This window comes from Caldithrix sp., from assembly GCF_056497305.1.
Map to the genome: position 1 here is coordinate 1 of NZ_JBSMDE010000190.1, position 22,906 is coordinate 22,906.

The window sequence follows — 22,906 nt, forward strand, 5'->3', positions numbered from 1 at the left end:
GTATCAATTTTTAAATTATCAAATTACCAGAGGCGATGCTGCGCCGTATTTTATTTTGAATCAACCTTATTCATTCGAGGAGGTGTTTCAAAAGCAAAATACAAAGCCAGCCTCTTATTTCCACGCCTACTGGAGGCAATATTTTGCTGCGCGTAAGGCCAATCTATTTGTCAAGGCGCTGGAAGCGGTAAAGTGGGACCGGGCTTTGCTCAATCGCTATCGTGTGGATGGGGGCGTTAGTTTTACGAATAAATACCTGACTTTAGTTAATCAAACTACGGTCGATCAGGAGTTTAAATACGATGCCAACTTTGCCGGCGATCTCTCAGAATCGGAACACTGGTTATATGGCCGGGTCAATGAGGCCTATGCCCATTTTCATCATCAAAAAGTAACGGTTTTTTACGGTAGAACGCATCGCAACTGGGGGGCGCTGGGCGAATACGGTTTAATACTGTCAGATAATCCTTATACTTACGACCATCTATTAATCGCCCTCAATCTTAAACGCCTCAAATTTTCTTTGATTTATGCGCAGCTGGATGACTATCAGCCGGTTTATTCATTTAAAAATCCTGCACTGCCGGTAGAAAACGCGCGCCGCCATCTGGTGGGCCATCGTTTAGATATTCATATAAGCGATACCTTTCAATTTGCTTTAACAGAAATGGCCACCTATGGCGGCGAATATCGTCCTTTTGAATGGGCTTTTTTGAATCCCATGAATTTCTATTATCCCATTCAGCGCAACGATCGTGAACAAATGGACGGCTTCTGGGCGGCGGAGGTCTTCTGGAAGCCTTTGAGCCGCACCGCTTTCTGGGGACAGTTCCTGCTGGATGATATTATTGTGAACAACGATCCGGGCATCGACGACCGCGCCCGCTATCCGGATCGCTTTGGCCTTTTGGCCTCTCTGCGTCAGGCCGATGCGCTATTGAAGGGCACGCTATGGTCGTTTAGTTATGTGAGAATCTGGAATCGCACCTACCAGTCCAAATTCTCCTGGGAAAATTACCATTATCGCGGATATGGTCTTGGCTATCCGGCGCCGGGATTGGAAGAATTTAAATTTAAGTTAGATATCTGGCGTTATTTCCCAATATATCTTTCCAATGAGGCCATTTATGGGCGCTATGGCGCGGTTTCGGTAACGGATTTATTCCCTTTGAAAAAAGAGCCCTTCCTTCTGCCGCCGGTCACCTACAATTTTATCAATCATTTTAAGCTGCGCTATTATGCCAGCAGCAGGCTTAGAATATTTGCCGATATCTGGTACCGCAAGGAGCCCGTCCATTATTCCAACCGCTATGCGGAAAGGGGCGACTGGGTGGTCAAATTAGGTTTTCAGTATCTGGCCAACTTTAGCTTTGGCATTGACTGAAAAGGAAAACCATCCAACCCCATCCACCTGTACTCTTCAACTCTTACACTCTTATCCCCTCCATCTCCCTGCCTTTAAAAAACAACATAAATCCAAAAAAATGTTAACAAAAATCTAAAAAAACTATTGGAATATGACATTAAAAGTTTTTATATTAGATCAAAGCATTTTATTGTTTAATTGGGGAATTAAAATATCGGGGAGGAGGTATGCGTTATTTAACTTTTTTATTAATTTTTGTGATGTTTTTAAGCCCAAGTTTATTTTCTCAATCTACACTAAATCCTGGAGATGTTGCATTAATTGGAGCTAATTCTGATAATCCTGATGATTTTGCTTTTTTGGCTTTAGTTGATATACCAAGTGGAACTCAAATTAAATTTACTGATAACGGTTGGAGTTCTTCAACCAATTCTTTTCGTACTGGTGAAGGAATATTGATATATACGGCTCCTTCTAATATTAGTGCAGGTACAACTATTGTTTATAGTAGCAATTCTGCTGATTTTTCAAGTGGAGGGGGCTCTTTTGCACTATCTGCTACAAGTGGAGATCAGATATTGGTTTATCAAGGAACTGAAAGTTCTCCAAATTTTATTTTTGCATTAAATATAAAAGGTAATCCCGGGCAGTGGCAAACTGATGCAACCGATGCTAATACTTCTGCTTTACCGCCTGGATTAACAAACGGTGTAAATGCTGTTGCAGTTGATGAATATGATAATGTAAAATATAATGGTTCCACTAGCTTTTCCTCTTCTGGAGACGCTTTGTCCGCAATTTGTGATAAGGCTAATTGGATAGGTGATAATACTAATCGCTATGACTTTACAACGTTCGGAGATTTTTCCCTCCCCGTTACCCTCTCTTCCTTCCGCGCTGTTGTACAGGAGGGGCATGTGCTGCTTACCTGGCGCACAGAAAGCGAAGTGGAAAACCTGGGCTTTGAAGTCTATCGCTCTTTAATGTCTGCCGATGGCTATCAACTGATCGACAGTTACCGCAGCAATCCAGCTTTAAAAGGTCAGATTAACAGCAGCCAGGCCCATAATTACCAATATCCTGATTATTCCGTTGTTTCCGGTGAAACGTATTACTACAAATTAGCCGACGTGGATTTAAAAGGCCAGCGCACGTTTCACGGGCCGCTTAAAGTTCAGGTGACGCAGGGCGATCTAAATGCCGCGGTCTCGACGTCGGTCATCAAAAATTTTCGGCTTTATCCCAATCAGCCCAATCCCTTCAATCCTTCCACCACCATTACATTTGACGTACCGCAGCTTGAGCAAGGCGAGGCTAACCTGTCTATCAACATCTTCAATTTACAGGGACAAAAAGTCCGCACGCTGTTTAGCGGCGCATTGGCGGGCAACACGCAGTATCGTTTGCAGTGGGACGGCGCCAGCGACGCGGGGCAGCCTTTGCCGGCGGGCATTTACTTTGTGGTACTGCAGGCCAGAAACGTTCAACAAAGCATAAAGGTTTGCCTGGTAAAATAAAGGTGTCATTCCGGCCCTCGCAGGAATGACGTGGAAAGGTGAATGGGATTCCCGCTTGCGCGGGAATGACTGTCCCGGTGTCATTCCGGCCGAGCGCCAGCGAGAGCCGGAATCCCTTAAAGGATGGGTGGGATTCCTGCGTTCGCAGGAATGACTGGTTGGTGTGTCGGGGATTCCTGCGTTCGCAGGAATGACTGGTTGGGGGGGGAGGATTCCTGCTTGCGGGGGAAAATGGTGTAAGGTTGTCAAGTGTAATGAAATAAAGAATAATGGTCTTGAAAAATTATTATGTCTACATCATGACCAATAGGCCCTATGGCGTTCTTTACACTGGCTTTACCAATAATCTAATAAGACGTACCTACCAGCATAAACACAAACTTATAGATGGATTTACTAAAAAATATAATGTTGATAAGCTTGTCTATTATGAAATTCATCACGATCCCATGAATGCTATTATTCGTGAAAAGAGGATTAAAAAATGGAAACGCGCCTGGAAAATTGAATTGATAGAAGGGATGAATCCGGATTGGAAGGATTTGTATTATGATTTGCTGGGGGGGAAGGAAGGTGAAGAAGGGTGAGGGAAGTATAGGAGTGGGATTCTTGCTTGCCGGGAATGACTGGTTTGGGGTCATTCCGGCCGAGCGCCAGCGAGAGCCGGAATCCCTTAAAGGATGGATGGGATTCCTGCTTGCGCAGGAATGACTGGTTGGTGTGTCGGGGATTCATGCGTTCGCAGGAATGACGTGGAAAGGCGAAAGGGATTCCCGCTTGGGCGGGAATGACTGGTTTGGGGTCATTCCGGCCGAGCGCCAGCGAGAGCCGGAATCCCTTGAAGGATGGGGGGGATTCCTGTGTTCGTAGGAATGACTGGTTGGTGTGTTGAGGATTCCTGCTTACGCAGGAATGACTTGAAAGTGTGGAAGGGATTCCTGCTTGCGCGGGAATAACAGTTGAGGCTGGAGAAACACACAAAGTAGAGCAAATAACCTTTTTTTTTCATTCTAAAATTTTGTATTTTGGATTTGTTTCGATATTCGAAATACGTATTTCGAAATTTATGAAAGTCTGTTATGAATTTTTCGACTGAAACATTAACCAGGCAGTGGCTCTATTTGTACACCCTGGCCTTTGAAAGCGGGCTGGGTGGATATGTCGCGGGATTTTTGTATTACTACAACAAGATCAACGTTCATCCCGGCGCCCATTTTCAATCGCAGTATTACGATACGTTTATCCTTTTTGCCGGCATTGCTACGCTGATCATGTTGCCTTTGCTATTTTTATCGATGGTCCTTAAAAAGATTGACAACCTCCCCCGCTGGTTCCACAAAGCGCGAGTGAACAGTTATTATTTTGTGCTTACCCTTCTTTTGATGTATGCGCTCTATGTTTTAAACAAAATAGATATACACCTAAAATTCATGGAGCTTTTTCTGGCCATTGGCATGATTGTACTCTTCTATCAGTTCCAGAAATATATTACAGAGCAGGGATTTCCGGCCTGGCAGAATTTTTTCACAACAGTCAACCTGGGTTTTGGAGTGGCCAAGTTCATGTTTGCTGCCTGGGTCTTTATTTTTCATGTGTATGATCTGGAATGGTGGATTTGCTCGCTCATTGTGCTGGAACTTATCTCTATTTTTGGCAGATTTAAGGCGCTGAATATGATTCGCCCGGAAACCAGGCAAACCGTTCGCTTAATCCTGATAAATTACGGATTTGTTTTTGGGGCTAGAATGGTGATCGGCATCTTCATCCCTTTGATCTTTTGTCTATATCAGGCCTGGTCTAAAGAAAATGTAATCGCCATTAGCGTATTTTTTCTGATCATCGGTGAAATGCTGGAACGATTCATCTTTATTTTTACGGCTATCCCGGATTATTATGAGGACGGCTATTAGGTGTTGAAAGCAATAAAGGATCACTCAGATCACATGGATTCACGCAGATGGCGCGGATTCCCGCAGATTAAGAAGACAAAAGATTAAATTGAGTAAAGAATATCTGCGTAAATCAGCGTAATCAGCGAGAAGTAAATCTCTCGCAGATAGCGCAGATTTCCGCAGATTAAAATGAGAATAGCTCAAAGTAAATATAGACTCTGCAAGAAGTAAATTATGGAGAAAGTGGAAAATAAAATTTCTTATAATATACGTGGCGCTATTTTTAAAGTTTATAACAATCTTGGCCCAGGTTTATTTGAATCAGTTTATGTGGCTGCACTCTCTTATGAATTGGGGAAATTAGGGCACAAAGTAAAAACGCAAGTAGGGCTTCCGGTTAAATATGAAGACGAAATCATCGAGCTCGGTTTTAGAATGGATATGCTAGTTGATAATCTTGTTATTGTGGAAATCAAATCGGTGGAATCGCTTAAACCGGTACATTATAAACAATTATTAACTTATTTGAGAGTCAGTGGATTGAAGTTAGGGATTCTTGTTAATTTTAATACCGATGACCTGGAAAAGAATATCGTAAGAATTGTAAATAAATTATAAAGCGATCCTTGGATTTAATCCGAAGAGCTTTATATAGGTCTGCAAAAAAGATTTTCACGCAGATGGCGCGGATTCTCGCAGATTAAGAAGAAAAAAGATTAAAATAGGTAAAGAATATTTGCGTAGATCAGTGTAATCAGCGCGAAAAACCTCAAATTTTTATCTCTTTATCAATCACCCTTTTTTACCGCTCCGGTAAAATCGAATTTCAACTTTTTCAATCGTAGCCAGACCCTCTTCAATAGCCCCATCGATAATCGGTAAAAACGCTTCAATCTTTTCCAGCGTATCTACAATCTCAATTACAATAGGCAAATCTTCGGAAAGGCGCAGAAATTTAGCGGTGTGCAAGCGGCTGTGCGCCCCAAAACCCTCCAGGCCCCGCAAAACCGTCGCGCCGGCAAGCCCGGCTTCGCGCGCTTTTTGAACAATCCATTCGTAAAGGGGCTTCCCTTCATGGTGATCGTCTTCACCAATAAAAATACGCAATAAATGACCTCTTTCAGGAAGGATCATGACGGGACCTCCTATAATGTTTTAGCCAGACCGTTCCCCAGCCATACAAATACGATGCCTAAAACAACATGCAAAGTAAGATTTAAAAAGGTACTTAAAAATTGACTATCGCGGACCAGGGAGAAACTTTCGAAAGCAAAGGTGGAAAAAGTGGTAAAACTGCCCACAAATCCGATTAACAGCAAGGCGCGCGTATCTGGTGATAAAATCTGGCGTAATTCGATTAATCCGTTTAAAAAACCGATAATCAGACACCCGATCAGATTGACGGCCAGCGTGCCATACGGAAACCAGGGATCCCGGATCATTCGATAAACTAAACCGCTCAACAGGTATCGGGAAATTGCACCTAAAAATCCACCCCCGCCAATTAACAATAGTCGATACATACTTCGTACCATGCTCCATTCTTTTTAAGACCTATTTTAAGGTAAAATGTAAAATGATGCAATGCGTCAAATTTGCCTGAGCTAAATTCCAGCCGTGGTAAGTTTCAGCTTACCTTTCTAACAGCGAGGTAAAGGTCTATTAAAATCAGCGGCCTGTTTATTACAGCTACTGCCTTTCAAAACGATATTTTACCGTCCTACTCACTTCGCGTCCATTTACAGAAAAATATTTAAAGAATTGTTCTTTTAGGTTCGAAAATACAAATCTGAACAATCGGTTTTTGACAGGAGCATGAATGCCAGGTTAATGTATTGAAATCGCCAATTAGTTTTCTTGATTTAAAAAGAGATTAAATATATATTGCTCATGTTCACAATGCCTCAAGCAATACCTTAAAGAGGAGCGCGAATTATGAAGGCTCATCGAACCTTAAAAAACATGTTTGTGTTCATTGTTTTACTCAGTTTTAATTTTCTCTGGGCTCAGGAAAAGGTTAGCGCTGAGTTTATCACCAAATATCTCCCTCCCAAAGCGATTGATGGAACTCCTTACAAGGATGGCTTAAAACAACTTGCTTTCAAAGATAATTATCTCTTTATTGTCGACGAGTACGTAGGCGTCCAGGTGCTGGATATTCAGGATCCTCAAAAGGCACGCGAAGTGACGGTGCTTTATCCGGAAAATCTTGCGCCGACGCAAAACATCTTTCTAACCGACTCGCTGGCTTTTATGTCCTGTCGGTTAGACGGAGTATGGATTATTGACATTAAGGATCTAAATGCTCCCCGCAAAATTGGACGCATTAGGCCGCGGGCCGAATCGTATTGGGTAGTAGCCGACTTGCCCTATGTTTACGTGGCTGAGGCAGATTCAGGAGTTATGGTTTACGACGTTAATGACGTTCATGATCCCAGATTAGTATCCAGAATCGATGCCGGTGGCTTTGTTTGGGGCGTTGGTTTGCTCCAGAATTATCTCTATGTAATGGACAAACGGAATGGGCTCCAGGTATTCGATGTAAGTGATCCGGAAATGCCCAGAGCAACCGGTGGCCATGTACCTGAACTCAAATACACACGTAGTATCCATTTTGAAAACGAATATGCCTATGCGGCCAATGGACCGGCCGGTTTAAGTGTACTCGATGTGAGTCTGCCGGAAAAGCCCAAACATGTGCGAACCATTTCTTTAAAAGGCTATGCTTACAGCGCCTATAAAAGTGGGGCCACGGTGTTTGTCAGCAATGATGTCCTGAAAGAGTTACAATTTGTCGATGTTCAGGACCCGGCCAATCCCCAATTGATTGGTCGCTACAAAAGCCCTTCCAAAATGTATTATGCCTTAAAAAAGGATATTTATGTTTACGCTGCAGCCGATTCAGCCACGTTGGTGTTACGTTACAATCGTCCGCCGGTGCTGTCCGATTTACAGGATCAAACCGTGGATGAGAATCAATTGCTCACATTTCAGGCCCATGCTTACGATCCGGATGCCGATCCCATCTATTTTACCCTTTCCTTTCTGCCCGAAGGTGCGCAGTTCGATTCTTTAAGCGGGCTTTTTAGCTGGACGCCGACCTATGAACAATCGGGTGTTTATGGCCCAATTGTGGTAACGGTCCATGAGCGGACGCAAAGCCAGCTGACCGACAGCGATACCATTCAGATTGTGGTGAACCATGTCAACCGGCCGCCAACCATCGCCGAAATTCCCGATTATGAAGTGGATGAAAATCAGACTTTGACTTTTACCATTCCGGAAGGAGAAGACCCTGATAAGGAAGATGCCGGCAAATTGACTTACACGGCTCAGAATTTGCCGCAGGGGGCATCCTTTGACCCGCAAACGCGCGTTTTTACCTGGAAACCCACTTATGAACAATCCGGAGAATATCCCATTGATTTTACAGTGTACGATCCTGCCGGCGCCTTTGCTCGCGAAGCCTCGGTTATCACCGTGCATCACGTGGATCGCAAACCGACTCTGGCAGAAGTGCCGGATCAGACGGTCAGGGAAAACGAATTATTAACCTTTACGTTGCACGGTTCAGACCCGGACAAAGAAGATCAGAACGCTTTAAGTTACGCAGCCTTTAATTTACCGCCGGGCGCCACCTTCGACCCGGCAACGGCTACCTTTTCCTGGAAACCTACCTATGAGCAATCCGGTGTGTACAAAGATGTATTGTTCGTCTTTACAGCCGGAGCTTTAAGCGATTCGATTACCGTGAATATCACGGTTACCCATGTCAACCGTCCGCCGCAGATTGCTGAGGTTGGCGATCAAACCGTGGATGAAAATCAATGGTTAAAATTTACGGTTTCCGGCGAAGACCCGGATCGTGAGGATCTGGGACGTTTGCAGATTTCGGCCGAAAATTTGCCGCCTGGTGCGACCTTCAATCCGGATTCCAATCTTTTTAAATGGAAACCCACCTTTGAGCAATCGGGCGTGTATTCCGATGTATTATTCATTATTCGGGATCCTTCAGGCCTTAGCGATACGGCCGCTGTAACGATTACGGTCAATCACGTCAATCGACCGCCAACCCTGGCCGACATCCCGCCAAAAGCGGTCGATGAAAATCAGTTGTTAGCCTTTGAACTGCAGGGCAGCGATCCGGATAAAGAGGATCAGGGCAAGCTGATGTACAGCGCCAAAGGATTGCCGGAGGGAGCCCTGTTGGAGGGCGCTCAGTTCAGATGGACGCCCACCTTTGAGCAATCCGGAGTTTATCCAATCACTTTTACGGTCAGCGATGGACAATTAAGCGATAGCAAATCTACAACCATTACCGTAAACCATGTGAACCGACCTCCGCTTATGGCTCAGTTAGGGCCGCAAACGGTCGATGAAAATCAACCGTTGACCTTTACGGTGAGCGGTTCCGACCCGGATAAGGAAGACAGTGGAAAACTGACTTTAAGCGCCATTCAGCTTCCGGAAGGGGCCACGTTTGATCCGTCCAGTGGTCGATTCAGCTGGACACCGACCTTTGAACAATCGGGCGATTATCAGGTGTTGTTTACCATTCAAGATCCTGCTGGCTTAAGCGATACTCTGACCGTGCCCATTACGGTCAATCATGTAAACCGAACGCCGGTTTTTGCCGAACAACCGCCCCAGGTGGTGGATGAAAATCAGCCGTTGACCGTCCATTTGATTCCTGCAAGCGATCCGGACAAAGAAGATGAAGGCAAGTTAAAATATACGGCGCTTAACTTGCCCCAGGGCGCCCAATTCGATCCAAATACCTTAACTTTAAGCTGGACGCCCACCTATGAACAATCGGGTGTTTACACCATTACCCTTCAGGTAACGGATGGCCAGTTTACGGTGGAGCAGCCCCTGCAAATTACCGTCAATCATGTGAACCGTCCCCCTGTGCTGGAGCCCATTGCCGACCAGACCATCGATGAAAATCAGCCCTGGCAACTTACAGTAAAGGCTACCGATCCTGATCAGGAAGACCAGGGGAAACTGCGCTTTAGCGCTTCAAACCTGCCGCAAGGCATGATTTTCGATTCGACTACCGCAACCTTTTCCTGGACACCCACCTACGAACAGTCCGGTGTCTATTCGGACATTACGGTTAAAGTAACGGACAGCGGTCACCTATCGGATCAAAAACAATTCAATATGACGGTTAACCATGTGAATCGTGCGCCGTCTCTGGAACCCGTGGCGCCGCTTCAAGGCGTGGAAAATACGCCCCTGACCTTTCAACTCAAAGGCAGCGATCCGGACAAGGAGGATGTCGGTAAACTGGTTTACAGTTGCGCCAATCTGCCGCAAGGGGCGCTACTGGATGCTCAAAGCGGGGCTTTTAACTGGACGCCCAACTTTCTACAGGCTGGAACCTACCAGTTGCAGTGTAAAGTGACCGACAGCGGAGGCCTGTCTGCCGAACAGACGGTAGCCATCACCATCGAAGATTTGAATCGTCCGCCGCAGTTACAGCCTGTGGAAGCGAAAAAAGTCTTTGAAAACCAGACTTTGAGCTTTAAAGTTATTGGTACCGATGAAGACACGGATAACACACTGCTCTATTCCGCGGAAGGTTTACCGGATGGCGCGCAGTTCGATCCGGCCAGTCAAATGTTTAGCTGGACTCCGACCTTTGAACAGGCGGGTAGCTATCAGGTCACCTTTAAAGTAAGCGATGGAAAGGAAGAAGCCAGTACTACGGTGCCCATTGAAGTCGTCAATGTGAATCGTGCCCCCCAATTTACGGGTTTAAGCGACCAGCAGGTTAAGGAGAATGAAACATTGACCTTTACGGTTGCGGCCAGCGATCCGGATGCCGGAACTTCATTACAGTTAAGCGCCCAAAATCTGCCCCAGGGCGCACAATTCGATGCCGGCAGTGGGCAGTTCAACTGGACGCCCAGCTTTGAACAGGCCGGAGTGTACTCTGTAACTTTCAGCGCGAGCGATGGCGATACGACTGTCATTAAAGAAGTGAAAATTACGGTGCAGAATGTCAATCGCCCGCCGGTGTTTAATGAAATTGGCGACCAACAGGTGAAAGAAAACGAAGAGCTGCGTTTTACGATTTCGGCCACCGATCCCGATGCCGGAAGCGAACTGCGGTTTAGCGCGCAGAATCTACCACAGGGCGCTGCTTTTGATCCGGCTACGCAAACCTTTACCTGGAAGCCGGCTTTCGACCAGCAGGGCAAGCACCAGGTGGTTTTTAAGGTGAGCGACGGAGAGGCAGAAGCGCAGCAAACCGTAACCATCACTGTGCAAAATGTCAATCGACCGCCTGCAATTGAAGGTCCGGGCAAGGCTGAGGCCCAGGTAGGCGAGACCGTTCGTTTGCAATTTAAAGGCAACGATCCGGATGGCGATGACTTAAAGTTTTCGGGCGATCATTTGCCCTCCAGCGCCAAAATCGATGATTCTGGTACCTTTTCCTGGACCCCCGCAGAAGATCAAACCGGCAGCCACACATTTGTCGTCAAAGTAAGCGATGGACAGGAAGAGGCGACCATGAATGTACAAATTGAGGTAAAACCAAAAGCGCAACCCGCTGAGGCAGATACTACAGGCAATTGATTTTGCCATACGAAATACCTGTGATCATTCAAAAGGGGAGAAAGCACAATCAATTAGTGTTTTCTCCTTTTTTTATTTGCAGAACTCTCGAAGGAACGGAAAGTTGCTGAAAAACTTCCTTGCCCCTCCTGTGAGAGTCGGAATCAGGACGCAGGCCAATTCACTACTAATGAGAATTCGGTCTATTGGATTTAATTTTACTATGCGTCTGGCCCGCGGCAGCCGGAAAGGAAAATGAAAGTTTTCAAAAATTTTATGAAACCGTAGCGCGACTCTCCAGAGTCGCATTGGCAGGATAGAGCCAATAAAAAAATGTCTAAAAACGGAATCGATTTTCCTTAGAGAACAGATTTTAAGGCAGCAAAGCCTCAACCCAAAAACATTTCCACAGAGATTTAAGCAAGCAAAGATAGCCCAGGGCATTCACAAAGTGCGCAAAGATTGCATAAGATCTTTACATATCAGAGTAAAACTCAGCAAAGCGTCACAATTTGCTACCTCTTCCCTTGTATTAAAAGAAGGGAAGGGGCCGGGGGGTTAGGATCTTTAACACAAGAATTTTCGCATCCCGCTGTGGAGAGATTAGATCTTTTGAAGGAAGTATTCTAAGGCAGTATAGCCGCAACCAAAATCAACCACAGAGAGCACAAAGATTTCAAAAAAAATAAAATTTGTTGACATGTAAGGCGAAGACTCAGCAAAGCGGCACAATTCGCTCCCCCTTCCCTTTGTTAAAAAAGGGAAGGGGGCCGGGGGGTTAGGATCTTTAACACAAAAATTTTCGCATCCCGCTAAGCGGGATTATAAGTTTTGAAGGAAGTATTCTAAGGCAGTATTCTAAAATGGCCCCATCCCAATCGGAACAGGGCCATTTGTTTACAACTTATTCAGGGCTTATTTTACTTCATTTCCTTCCACATCCACAACCGTAACCTGGGCAATGCCCAATTGTTTGATCGGTTCCTCAATTTTAGAGCGATCGCCTACAACCACCCAAATTAAATGATCCGGATGAATCGTTTTTTTAGCAGCCATTTGCAGTTGCTGCAACGTTAGGCCACGAATCAGGTTCGGGTATTGCATCCAATAATTTTCCGGCAGCTCATAAGCCACCATTTCCTGCAGGCTGCCTAAAATGGCGCGACTGGTTTCCCAGGTGCCTGGCAGTTTCAACACCTCGTTTTGCTTCACTTTTTCCAATTCCTGCGGTATTATCGGCTTATCAGTCAGAATACCATTCAATTCTTTCATGATTTCATGAATCGACTCTTTGGTCTTATCGGTTTGCACCGGGGCGTAAGCAAAAAACAATTCAGGGCCGCGGGCGTCCATTAACATGGTGCGCGCACCATAAGACCAGTGCTTTTCTTCTCTAAGATTCATATTCAACCGCGAGGTAAAAGTACCGCCCAGTACTTTGTTCATCATTTCAATCGCCAGATTTTCCTCATCGCTTTTGGGCGGCGCCACATGACCGGCAATGATCAGCGACTGCGGAGAATTGGGTTTATCGATCAGCAGAATCTGTGCCGGTTTCAGACTTACCTGCGAAATATTCTTTTGAGGCACGACGCCCGGTTTCCAATCTCCAAAATGTTTTTTTACCAGGGAGATGAGTTCATCCTTTTCGATGTTGCCGACCACGATCAATCGGGCGTTGTTGGCCTTAAACCATTGCTGATGGAATTGCACCAGATCGTCTCTGGTCATCTTTTCCACCGATTCGATGGTGCCGCTACCGGTTAACGGGTTTCCATAGGCATGACCCTGGCCATAGATGAATTTGGGTAACACGCGCAGCGCCATCTGTACCGGTTGGGCCTGTTCCCGCTTAATTCCGGCGACAACCTGCTTTTTGAGGCGTTGCAATTCTTTTTCAGGGAAGGTTGGATGGAGAACTACCTGAGCGTAGATTTCCATGGCCTGCGGTAGCGTGGTTTTTAAGGCATTGAGGCGCACATAGGAGATATCCAGATTGGAACCCGTCCATAAATCCGCGCCCAACAAATCCAGTTTTTCGCTAATTTCCAGAGAAGACCATTTCGGCGTGCCTTCATCCAGCATGGAGAGCGTCATATTGGCTGTGCCCGGCATGGCAAATTGATCGGCAGCATATCCGGCATCAATCACCAACGACATGTTTACCACAGGAACCGTAGTTCGTTTTGTGTAGAAAATCTCGAGTCCGTTGTCCAGCTTAATCTTTTCAAATTGCGGAAATTCGGGCTCTGGAGGCGTTCCAGTTTCCGGTAATTTGGATCGATCCACATCCTGACCGCTTGTACTGTATTTGGGAAAGGGATGGATTTCCAGGATAAAAACGCCATCGCTCAACCACTTTTTAGCCATGGCATGGACTTCCTGCGGTCTGGCATTGACTACCCAGTTGACCGTTTTTTTGAAATAATCCGGACGCCCGCCAAAGATTTCATTTTGAGCAAGAATATTGGCTTTGCCTCTAAATCCGCCGATCTGCTCAATCCCTTTTACAAAGCCAGAAAGATATTGCACTTTGACGCGTTTAAGCTCCTCTTTGGTCGGGCCTTCTTCTAAAAATTTCTGAAATTCCTGATCAATGGCCTGTTCCACGATTTTCAAATCGACGCCCGGTCGCGCCGAAGCCGAGATCATAAATTGACCGCCGATTTCGCCCAGATAAACATAAGCCGAAGCGTCTGTGGCAATCTGATCCTGATAAACCAGACGTTTGTAGAGTCTTGAGTTTTTGCCGCTCCCCAACACTGAGGCAGCCAGGTCCAATAAAACAGCTTCTTTGTTGCCCCATTCTGGAATATTCCAGACCTTCCAGATGCGGGCCTGGGGAACGCGATCTTCGGCCACCATGCGGTGTGTGCCTTCCATTTTGGCCACCCACACATCGTGTTTGGCTACGGGCGGGCCCGGTGGAACATCGCCAAAATATTGCTCTACTTTTTGCTTCACCTGTTCGGTGTTAACGTCACCGGCAATCACCAGATAAGCATTAGCAGCTCCGTAGTAGTTTTTGAACCATTCATGCACATCCTCTAACGAGGCTGCGTTTAAATCCTCCATGGAACCAATCGTGGTCCAGGAATAGGGATGGCCTTTGGGATAGGTGTTATGGGCGATCCAGGTCCAGACCTTGCCGTAAGGTTGATTTTCGCCCTGGCGTTTTTCATTCTGCACAACGCCCCGTTGTTCATCTAGTTTAGCCTGATCGATAGCGCCAATCAGATGGCCCATGCGGTCCGATTCCATCCACAAAGCTAAATCAAGCGCATTTACCGGAACGGTTTCGAAGTAATTGGTGCGATCTCGATTAGTGGTGCCGTTCATGCCGGTGGCCCCCACTTTTTCAAAGGGCTTGAAATACTCGTCGTTAAAATGTTCCGAGCCATTGAACATTAAGTGCTCAAACAGATGAGCAAAACCCGTTTTGCCGGTTTTTTCATTTTTAGAGCCCACATGATACCAGACATTGACGGCCACAATGGGCGCTTTGTGATCTTCATGAACGATCAAAGTGAGTCCATTTTTGAGCACAAATTTCTGAAATGGAATATCAATTTGTTTGGCTAGAGCCTGTAATTCATCATCATTGCTTGCAAAGCTGAGAGAAGAAACAAGCAGGATCAGTAACAGGCCGATGAAAGTTTGACGCATAGTACCTCCTTTTTATTGTTTTAAGTAACATTGGCAAATTGAACATAGATGTCACTTCAACAAACTTCTAAGATTAAAAAAACAAAAGGTTTCCCCTTTTACTATTTTCTGCTCTCCTCGAAGTGACAAAAAATTTACATTTGCCCGATTCTTTGGTTAGTGATCAAAACATTTTATCTACGAACATCTTGTCCGTTGGTTTCATTAGATGTTTGTTTTTTTAAGGGCGGGAGACATTCTGTTATTTCACCTATTGTACCGGTCCAGCCCGGCTGATTGTTCGAAGCTGCTGGCGCTGGCGATTATTCTCCCATTATTGATCCTAAATATTCCTTAAGTCCATAGGCGGTCGCGGTTTATTTTGTAAAATGCTTTCAATCTTGTCCAGGACCTGATCATTGAGAAGCGGCACCACTTCCAGCGCTTTTAGATTTTGCTGAACCTGTTCCGGACGTGAAGCGCCCGTAATGACGGTACTGACATGAGGATTTTTTAAACACCAGGCAATGGCCAGCTGAGCCATGCTTACGCCCAACTCATCGGCAATTTTGCTTAAAGCTCTGGTTTTTTCAATCTTCTTTTTCCCCTCTTCTGATTCCAGCCTGGCTCGCAACCACTCATAGCCCTTTAATGAAAGGCGCGATCCTTTGGGGATGCCATTATTGTATTTGCCGGTCAAAATTCCGCTGGCTAAAGGGCTCCAGGTGGTCGTACCCAGCCCCATGTCTCGGTACAGATTCAAAAACTCTTTTTCCACTTTTTCCCGTCTGAACATATTGTATTCAGGCTGTTCCATGGTTGGCGGAATCAAATGTTCACGCAGAGCGAACTCATAGGCATGACGGATTTGCTCTGCAGACCATTCACTGGTTCCCCAATAGAGAGCTTTGCCCTGCTGAATGATCAGATTCATGGCCCAGACGGTTTCTTCAATGGGCGTGTAGATGTCGGGCCGATGGCAAAAGATCAAATCGACATAATCCACCTGCAAGCGCTTTAAAGCAGCGTTAGTCCCTTCAAAAATATGTTTTCGGGAAAGTCCACGGTCGTTTGGTCCGGAGCCGCCCCAGAATATTTTAGTCGATAGCACCAGGTCTGTGCGCTTCCATCCTGTCTTTTTCAGAATATTGCCCATCATGATTTCGGCCTGACCATTGGCGTAAGCCTCTGCATTGTCAAAAAAATTGACACCGGCATCGTAAGCCTCTTTCATACAACGATAGGCCAGGTCTTCATCGTTCTGATCGCCAAATGTCACCCAGGCGCCGAACGAAAGGGCCGAAACCTGCAACCCAGATTTACCCAAAAAACGATATTCCATATCCATAAACTCCTTTGTTTAAAATGGATTAAAGCCCTGTAAAATGCACCTCATTACCACTTACCTGAATGAGAAATATTCTGTTTTTGTTAAAATTAGAAAATTTCTCATTCCCATGATTCTCCGGAACTCTCGAAATGACACTAAGACTTACCTTTTAAAAACCTAAGATTTGTAATTTAATATCTTTTGCACGCGTCTTAGATGACGCTCCGCACCTTCTGGGGTGTTTAAAAATGCGCTTACAATCTCTTTGGCCATATTGCTGCCAATGATTTTAGCCCCCAGGGTCAACACATTGGCCAGATTGTGTTCCCGTGCGCTTCTGGCTTCTACCACATTATTGCATTTTGCGGCTAACACACCGGGCACGCGATTGGCGGCCATGGCGGAGCCAATGCCCACGCTGTCGATCATAATTCCCCTATGCGCCTTACCGGAAGCCACCCATTCAGCCACCTGAAAAGCAAAATCCGGATAATCGCAGACATCGGGACTGTGCGTGCCCACATCGTACACATGATACTTCTTCTCTCTCAAAAAATCTTTGATCTCTTCTTTTAAATAGTATCCGCCATGGTCGGCACCGATCACTATTTTTTCCGGGCTGGATCCCTGGGCCAGGATTGAGGAATCCGGGGGCGTCTTAACTTCCGATGCTTTCAGAAACTGAACACCCAATTCTCTGGCTTTGTCCCTGGCCAGCGGGGTAATAATGGTTTGGTCCTGAATGTAAATTCGTTTACTTCCTTTTGCCGCTTCCTCTACCATACGTTCGGTTATGATCTTTTTCATCGCCTCTTCCTCTAAACCTGTGCGTTACACGTTTTAATTTCTTTTGATAATCTTTTTTAAGCGTGCAATCCGATCATCCAGCGCTGGATGGCTGGCAAAATAGTTAAATTGCCCCTGTGGAGCATGCATCTCTTTGAACCGTTCCAGTAGATGGATGGCCTCCTGCGGATCGAACCCCGCACTGTACATTAAGCGCGCGCCATATTCATCCGCATAATATTCATTGGTCCGGGAATACTGGCTGCGCACCAACTTTTTAACCACGTTCTGACCATACACCGCAACAAATGAACCCCTTTTAAATATCTTACTCAAAGCCTCCATGGAATAGTTCGCAAGCAATCTTTTAAAGGGATGTCGGGCAATGATGTGCACCATTTCGTGAGCCAGGACAAAAGCCAGTTGGTCTCTGCTCTGACCGATGTTTTGCAACAGGGCCGAAGTCAAAAAGATAAAGCCTCCGGGCAGAGCAAAAGCATTTAAGTCGCTACTTTCCAGAAGCCTGATGTAGAAAAAGCGATCTTCGTTTTTAACTCGTGTTTTCAATTGTTTGAGCAGGACTTCCAGTAACAGCTGGTGTTCCGGAGAATCAAACATAGAGTTTTGCCCCTCAATTTCACGCGCCAGAATACTGCCCAAACGGTACTCGGATTTTAACGCTTCCGATTTTGAACCAATGGCAGAATGGTAGAGATATTTACCCTTTGCCAGTGACTTCCCTACGCGCTTGCCCAATTTGTAAAAAAGATCAGCCATCGCCTTTACACTTTTTTTTAATATTAGAATTTCCTGTGACTCAAATCAAGTGCAATAAATATCGTCTAAACTAAGTTCAAAATCAATCGATACTCAGTAATTGAGTGCAAAAAGTTTAATCTAAAACATGGGGAACCGATGCCCAGAGAAAAAATTTTTATCATTGACGACAATAAGATGAACATTAACCTTCTCAATTCGATTCTGGTCAAAGAAGGTTACCAGATCGCATCCACTCTGGACAGCACGGTCGCTTTCCAGAAAGTTACTGAGGCGGAACCGGACTTAATTCTGTTAGATATCATGATGCCGAAAGTAGATGGCTTTGAAGTTTGTGAACAATTAAAATCTTCGCCACACACCCAATTTATTCCGATCATCTTTCTGACATCACGCAATGATGAAGAAGGGATTAAAAAGGCCTTTGAGCTGGGCGCCGCCGACTATGTGACTCGCCCTTTTAATCGCACAGAATTATTAGCCCGCATCCGAACCCATCTCGATTTGAGTCGCACGCACAAAAAACTTTTAGAGCTGGAACGGGAAAAAACAATTTTGGCCATGGCTGTGACTGCAAATCATGAAATCAATCAGCCTTTAACGGTTTTAAGTGGCAACCTGTTTTTGCTTAAAGAATCGCTGAGTTCCAGACATCTGGACGACAAACAGATAGAATATCTGGAACGCATGGAACGGGCCATCGCCAAAATTAAATTTATTCTGGAAAAATTCCGTCAACCACACTCGGCTAAAATTCAGGATTACATCGAAAACACCAAGATGGTGGTCTTCGAAGAGCATTAATTACACCTGGTACCCAGCGTCGCGAATGGCCTGTTTTACCTGCTCCAGATTCTCTTCATCTTCCAGAAAAAATTCCGCACGGCCGGATTCCAGATCAACTTCGATTTCATCCGTGCCATCGACGGATTGAATGGCCATGGTCACGGCATGCACACAGTGCTGGCAGGTCATGCCCTTGACGTCTAAAACTATCTTTCCCATAATATCTCCTTTATTTTAAAACCAGAGCCGTAATAATTCTTTTATTTCGCTCTGCCTTTTTAACGGCAATTGCGCTTGTTCTTTTTTTAATCTCTGCCATAAACCGGTATCAATCCTCTGCCCTTCAAACCAGGATTCAACCAATTTGAAAACCTGATCGTGGAGGCAAACCTTTTTAAACTTTCCATCTTCCACAAAATATTCCCATTTGATCCGTTTCCCGCTGATGGCGGCCTGCTTGCGGATGAAAGCCGGTGGTGATTCAGCGATATTCCATTCCCAGCTGCGGTATTTTCGCTCAGCTAATTGCCGGATATGGCGCCACTCCTGATCGCTAAACCCATAGACTTGCGGTCTGTTGCCGCAAAACAAAGTGGTTAACGGCTCGCTTAATTCTTCTGCATTTAGCGTTCGTCCGCTTTCGTCGGCCACATTGGTTACCTGACTCTTAATGGATTGCGTGGCATGGCTTTGCACCACGCTCTGCGCCTCTTTGGGCTTTTTTAGTGTTTGACGCAACACATCCAGATGACTGTTGATCAGCAATGTTCCGTGACTCAACATCCGCTGGCGGCTGGTAAACTGGGCATTACCAGAAACCTTTTTGTTGTTCAGCAAAAGATTGTTTCTTTGATCCAGAACCAGGCGAATGCCCTGTTGCTTAAAAAATTGCACAACAGGTTCCAGGAAGGTACGGTATTGATTAAATTGTTTCAACGAATAGCGCGTAATAAAGCTCAGATTTAGATTTCCGGGGTCGTGGTAAACAGCGCCACCACCCGAAATACGACGGAAGATCGGAATGTTGTTCTCCCAGCAAAAAGGCAGATTAACCTCAAGCAGGACATTTTGATGCTTTCCGATGATTACAGAAGGGTTATTCCTGTACACAAAAAAATACGACCGGTGCTCATCCAGATTTCTAACGGCAAATTCTTCAATAGCCAGATTTATAGCTGGATCAAGATTGCCCCGGTTGTCCAGGGCAATACACAATGGATGACTGTTATGGCCCATTATTTGAGCTTGCTTTCCATTTCCTTTTCAATCTGGAACACAGGTTTAATATCCACAGGCAAATCATGTAATTTAGAACGTATTAGCATGATCGGTTCCGATTCCACCGCGTACCTGGCCAGCAGGTTCCTGGCGCCCTGATAATCTCCGGTGGCCTGAATGGTCAGCAGTGTTCGGGCCAGGTCCCGCACGCCCTCTTTAATTTTAGCAAAATTCACCTTAACCCGATGGGCGGCAGGATCGAACTGGTAGGCCCCTTTTTCCAGAAGGTAATTAAAAATTAAAGCGTTGCCGGCACCATGGGCTTCATTAATACCAAACCGAATGGAGCGGAAAATGCCTGCCAGAAACGTGACGTAAATCTCCTTCTCAAAATCTTTTGGATACACTCCTTTTTCGATCATGAACTGATTATTGTACATTCCCAGAACATCGGCTTTGCACTCCTCAATACTGGAATAGGTCTCCTTCAGCTCTTTCTTCACTTCGGTCTGTCGTCCATTGACCACAATTTTTCCGGGCCCCAGACCATGAGAAATTTCATGCATGAGCGTGTGGTTAAAGAAACCTTCAAAGGTCACCCAATCGAGTTGATCGGGGAAAAGCACTTTTTCGGCAATCGGTTTAAGCAATTGCTGAAATTTGGCCTCGTGCAAGTTTTTAAGCATGACTTTTTTCGACCCTTTAGCCTCGCGCACGCGTTCGTCATTGGGCAGGTTAAAGGCCAATGTTTGCACACCGGCTTTGGTGTCGCCGGCCGAGAATACCTCCTGAACAACAACCATGGGAGATTCCGAACCACGATTGAAATTTTTATACTGGTCCGGAATGGGCAGATGTTTTTCCATATCCAGCAGATAACCGGCAAATTTTTCCAATTTTTTACTCTCTTCAGGATCGCGTAAGGTAATAAAGGCTTCAAACGAGGCCTTGTAGTTAAATAGCTCATCTTCATAAACTTCATAAGGGCCGATGATGACTTCAATGGTGTGATCTTTCAAGTCCATCCAGGCCAGATCGCTCTCAAAATAGTCGTTGCTCAAAAAGGCTTTGGCGCGCAGCGTCAGGTATTTTTTCAATGAAGGATTATCGGCAAACTGGGCGGCTGTGTTCAGATAATGCGCAGCTTGGGTCAACTGGTCTTTGTAGTACTCGGAATAAGGGATAGCTACCAACTGCCCGTTTTTGCGGCGAATGACCGTAACCTCTGAGGTAAAAGCCGCTTCATCCTGCGGATGGTTTTTAATCCAGGCTTCAAATTCTTCTCGGGTCATGTCCTGCGGATAAAAGTTGGCGCCTTTGGGTTTTGGCGTTGTGCCAATGAAGGGTTTATTGTGATTCAGTCGGTCAAAGGGGCCGAACATAATCGTAAAGTATTCCAGGCGTAGTTTGTCCAGTGGATCATCGGATTCCTGCAAGCGTTTACGAATTTCATAATTTTTGGCATACACCTGATCCAGATAGATTTCATCGACAATTTTTGCAGCCTGGTAGAGATTTTCCACCACTTTCTGCTGCCTTTCGTCCAGCAGATAATGATCATATTTAATCTCCGTAGGGGCGAACTGGGCAATCATTTTCTTCAACTTTAAAGCCTCCGGATTTTCACCCTTTTTTTGACAGCCGGTCATCCAGACAATGCTGATAATGGCCAGAAAAAGCAAATAATGTTTCATGATCTAACCTCAATGTTTAATTAACATTTTTTGTTTAAAAACAAATCCAACTTACAGCTTGGTCTTTGGTTTTTTCTTACATTGCGATCCATTGTCATTTACTTAAAAACAGTTTAAAATAAAAGAAAGGATTGGCAAACTCCGTTTTCGGAATCTGATTGGCCATCATGCCGCTGATGATCTCCCTTACATGATTGCTGCGGGCTGCTTTTTTAATGACAAAATTGAGCAAAGGTCGAATACGCCCGATGCGTTGCAGTTTTGTGCTGACCTGCAATTCGTCGCCCAGAGCCTGCCACAACTTTTGGTCATAGCGACTTAATGAAGCGGCGCTTACGTCGTTTTTTTTCAGCGCATCGGAAATGACCTGCGAGGCAATCATAGCGGAATAGAGGGCATTGCCGATTCCCTCCCCGGTAAATGGATCGATTAGACCGGCGGCATCGCCCAACAGCACAAAACCCGCTCCGTAATTTTTGCGATGTTTGCTACCCACCGGTAAATTCCAGCCATTGGGTTCCTCAAGCGCTTCGGCTTCTGCAAAGCGATCCGCAAAAAAGGGGCTACGGATCGCTTTTTCCATGGCCTCGGCCAACTGGACTTTGCGTTTTTTGAGGCTTTTGTGCAGCATGCCAATGCCCACGTTGACCAGATCATCTCCGGCCGGGAAGAGCCAGAGGTACCCTGGTTGCACTTCATCAATGTAGTGTAACTCAATTTTATGATCCAGGCCTTTTACATTTCTGTAATACTGACGCAGGGCCACTACCCAATGCTCCGGATCATGCTCATATAAACCGGTCTTCCGCGCCACGATCGAATTAAATCCGTCGGCTCCAACAATGACCTTGCCCAGCACCGTGATGGTGTGCTTCAAGTCGGAACTTTTCGCATCGACTCCGACCACCTGTTCGCCGTCAAAAAGCAGACGATGCACCTGATAACCTTCATATACCGTGTCCGCTTCTTTGCGCACCTTCTGGAACAAAAAGTTGTCAAAGTGCAGACGACGAATTACCAGTCCTGGAGGAATCCCCTGGCGTTTATCGCCCAGCAAAGGGATCGTCACCGTATCGTGATCCGGATTGCCAAACGTAATGGCTTCAATTCGGGCTGAAGGCAGGGTTACAACTTCTTCCAGCAGTCCTAACTCCTTCAGGATCGTCATGGATTTGCCAGAAATAGCATCGCCGCAAATCTTATCGCGCGGGAATTGCGCTTTTTCAAGCAGGCAAACCTCCAGGCCCTGACGAGCACAAAACAGAGCGGCCGCCGATCCGGCTGGCCCTCCTCCTACAATAACAACATCATATATTTTGGACATGTGATCG

At 45.6% G+C, this 22,906-nt stretch carries 17 protein-coding genes; 7 read left to right on the forward strand and 10 right to left on the reverse strand.

Going from position 1 to position 22,906, the window contains the following annotated elements; genetic code table 11:
* The 5 genes from ACWB0I_RS15320 to ACWB0I_RS15340 form a co-directional block, all read left to right on the forward strand.
* The coding region (locus tag ACWB0I_RS15320; RefSeq protein ID WP_479388948.1) for a hypothetical protein at window positions 1-1,384 on the forward strand (1,384 nt) is incomplete at its 5' end.
* A 209-nt stretch (window positions 1,385-1,593) separates the two neighbouring features.
* The gene (locus ACWB0I_RS15325) at window positions 1,594-2,883 is read left to right on the forward strand and encodes a FlgD immunoglobulin-like domain containing protein (protein WP_479388949.1); all 1,290 of its coding nucleotides are present in this window, start codon (window positions 1,594-1,596) and stop codon (window positions 2,881-2,883) included.
* A 269-nt stretch (window positions 2,884-3,152) separates the two neighbouring features.
* Entirely contained in the window at window positions 3,153-3,470 is a 318-nt protein-coding gene (locus tag ACWB0I_RS15330; protein ID WP_479388950.1) for a GIY-YIG nuclease family protein, read from the forward strand.
* Between the two features lie 492 nt (window positions 3,471-3,962).
* The gene (locus tag ACWB0I_RS15335) at window positions 3,963-4,793 is read left to right on the forward strand and encodes a hypothetical protein (protein WP_479388951.1); all 831 of its coding nucleotides are present in this window, start codon (window positions 3,963-3,965) and stop codon (window positions 4,791-4,793) included.
* A gap of 216 nt (window positions 4,794-5,009) precedes the next feature.
* Complete coding sequence (locus ACWB0I_RS15340; RefSeq protein ID WP_479388952.1) at window positions 5,010-5,393, forward strand: GxxExxY protein; 384 nt, start codon at window positions 5,010-5,012, stop codon at window positions 5,391-5,393.
* 174 nt (window positions 5,394-5,567) lie between these two features.
* Here ACWB0I_RS15340 and ACWB0I_RS15345 read toward each other — a convergent pair whose 3' ends face one another.
* Both ACWB0I_RS15345 and crcB read right to left on the reverse strand, forming a co-directional pair.
* Complete coding sequence (locus ACWB0I_RS15345) at window positions 5,568-5,909, reverse strand: DUF190 domain-containing protein (protein ID WP_479388953.1); 342 nt, start codon at window positions 5,907-5,909, stop codon at window positions 5,568-5,570.
* Window positions 5,910-5,920: 11 nt separating this feature from the next.
* A complete protein-coding gene (crcB, locus tag ACWB0I_RS15350) occupies window positions 5,921-6,310 on the reverse strand; it encodes a fluoride efflux transporter CrcB (RefSeq protein WP_479388954.1) in 390 nt (129 codons plus the stop codon).
* A gap of 400 nt (window positions 6,311-6,710) precedes the next feature.
* On the opposite strand from crcB, the gene ACWB0I_RS15355 reads away from it, so the two are divergent.
* A complete protein-coding gene (locus ACWB0I_RS15355) occupies window positions 6,711-11,360 on the forward strand; it encodes a putative Ig domain-containing protein (RefSeq protein WP_479388955.1) in 4,650 nt (1,549 codons plus the stop codon).
* 894 nt (window positions 11,361-12,254) lie between these two features.
* On the opposite strand, the gene ACWB0I_RS15360 is transcribed toward ACWB0I_RS15355, so the two are convergent.
* The 4 genes from ACWB0I_RS15360 to ACWB0I_RS15375 all read right to left on the reverse strand — a co-directional run bounded on the left by ACWB0I_RS15360 (window position 12,255) and on the right by ACWB0I_RS15375 (window position 17,877).
* On the reverse strand, window positions 12,255-15,005 hold the full coding sequence (locus ACWB0I_RS15360; protein WP_479388956.1) for a M16 family metallopeptidase: 2,751 nt from the start codon (window positions 15,003-15,005) through the stop codon (window positions 12,255-12,257).
* A 322-nt stretch (window positions 15,006-15,327) separates the two neighbouring features.
* A complete protein-coding gene (locus ACWB0I_RS15365; RefSeq protein ID WP_479388957.1) occupies window positions 15,328-16,326 on the reverse strand; it encodes a potassium channel beta subunit family protein in 999 nt (332 codons plus the stop codon).
* Window positions 16,327-16,491: 165 nt separating this feature from the next.
* Complete coding sequence (rpiB, locus tag ACWB0I_RS15370; RefSeq protein ID WP_479388958.1) at window positions 16,492-17,121, reverse strand: ribose 5-phosphate isomerase B; 630 nt, start codon at window positions 17,119-17,121, stop codon at window positions 16,492-16,494.
* Between the two features lie 33 nt (window positions 17,122-17,154).
* Window positions 17,155-17,877: a M48 family metallopeptidase gene (locus ACWB0I_RS15375; protein ID WP_479388959.1), complete on the reverse strand. Its 723-nt coding sequence runs from the start codon at window positions 17,875-17,877 to the stop codon at window positions 17,155-17,157.
* A gap of 138 nt (window positions 17,878-18,015) precedes the next feature.
* On the opposite strand from ACWB0I_RS15375, the gene ACWB0I_RS15380 reads away from it, so the two are divergent.
* Complete coding sequence (locus ACWB0I_RS15380; protein WP_479388960.1) at window positions 18,016-18,681, forward strand: response regulator; 666 nt, start codon at window positions 18,016-18,018, stop codon at window positions 18,679-18,681.
* Here the strand turns inward: ACWB0I_RS15380 and ACWB0I_RS15385 are convergent, their stop codons facing one another.
* The 4 genes from ACWB0I_RS15385 to ACWB0I_RS15400 form a co-directional block, all read right to left on the reverse strand.
* Entirely contained in the window at window positions 18,682-18,882 is a 201-nt protein-coding gene (locus tag ACWB0I_RS15385) for a heavy-metal-associated domain-containing protein (protein WP_479388961.1), read from the reverse strand.
* A gap of 15 nt (window positions 18,883-18,897) precedes the next feature.
* Window positions 18,898-19,899 (reverse strand): lipoate--protein ligase family protein, encoded by a 1,002-nt coding sequence (locus tag ACWB0I_RS15390; protein WP_479388962.1) that lies wholly within the window; start codon window positions 19,897-19,899, stop codon window positions 18,898-18,900.
* Window positions 19,899-21,575: a dipeptidyl-peptidase 3 family protein gene (locus tag ACWB0I_RS15395; protein WP_479388963.1), complete on the reverse strand. Its 1,677-nt coding sequence runs from the start codon at window positions 21,573-21,575 to the stop codon at window positions 19,899-19,901. Before ACWB0I_RS15395 ends, ACWB0I_RS15390 begins: the two co-directional genes overlap by 1 nt.
* Before the next feature lie 94 nt (window positions 21,576-21,669).
* Window positions 21,670-22,899: an NAD(P)/FAD-dependent oxidoreductase gene (locus ACWB0I_RS15400; RefSeq protein WP_479388964.1), complete on the reverse strand. Its 1,230-nt coding sequence runs from the start codon at window positions 22,897-22,899 to the stop codon at window positions 21,670-21,672.
* Between the last annotated feature and the right edge of the window lie 7 nt (window positions 22,900-22,906).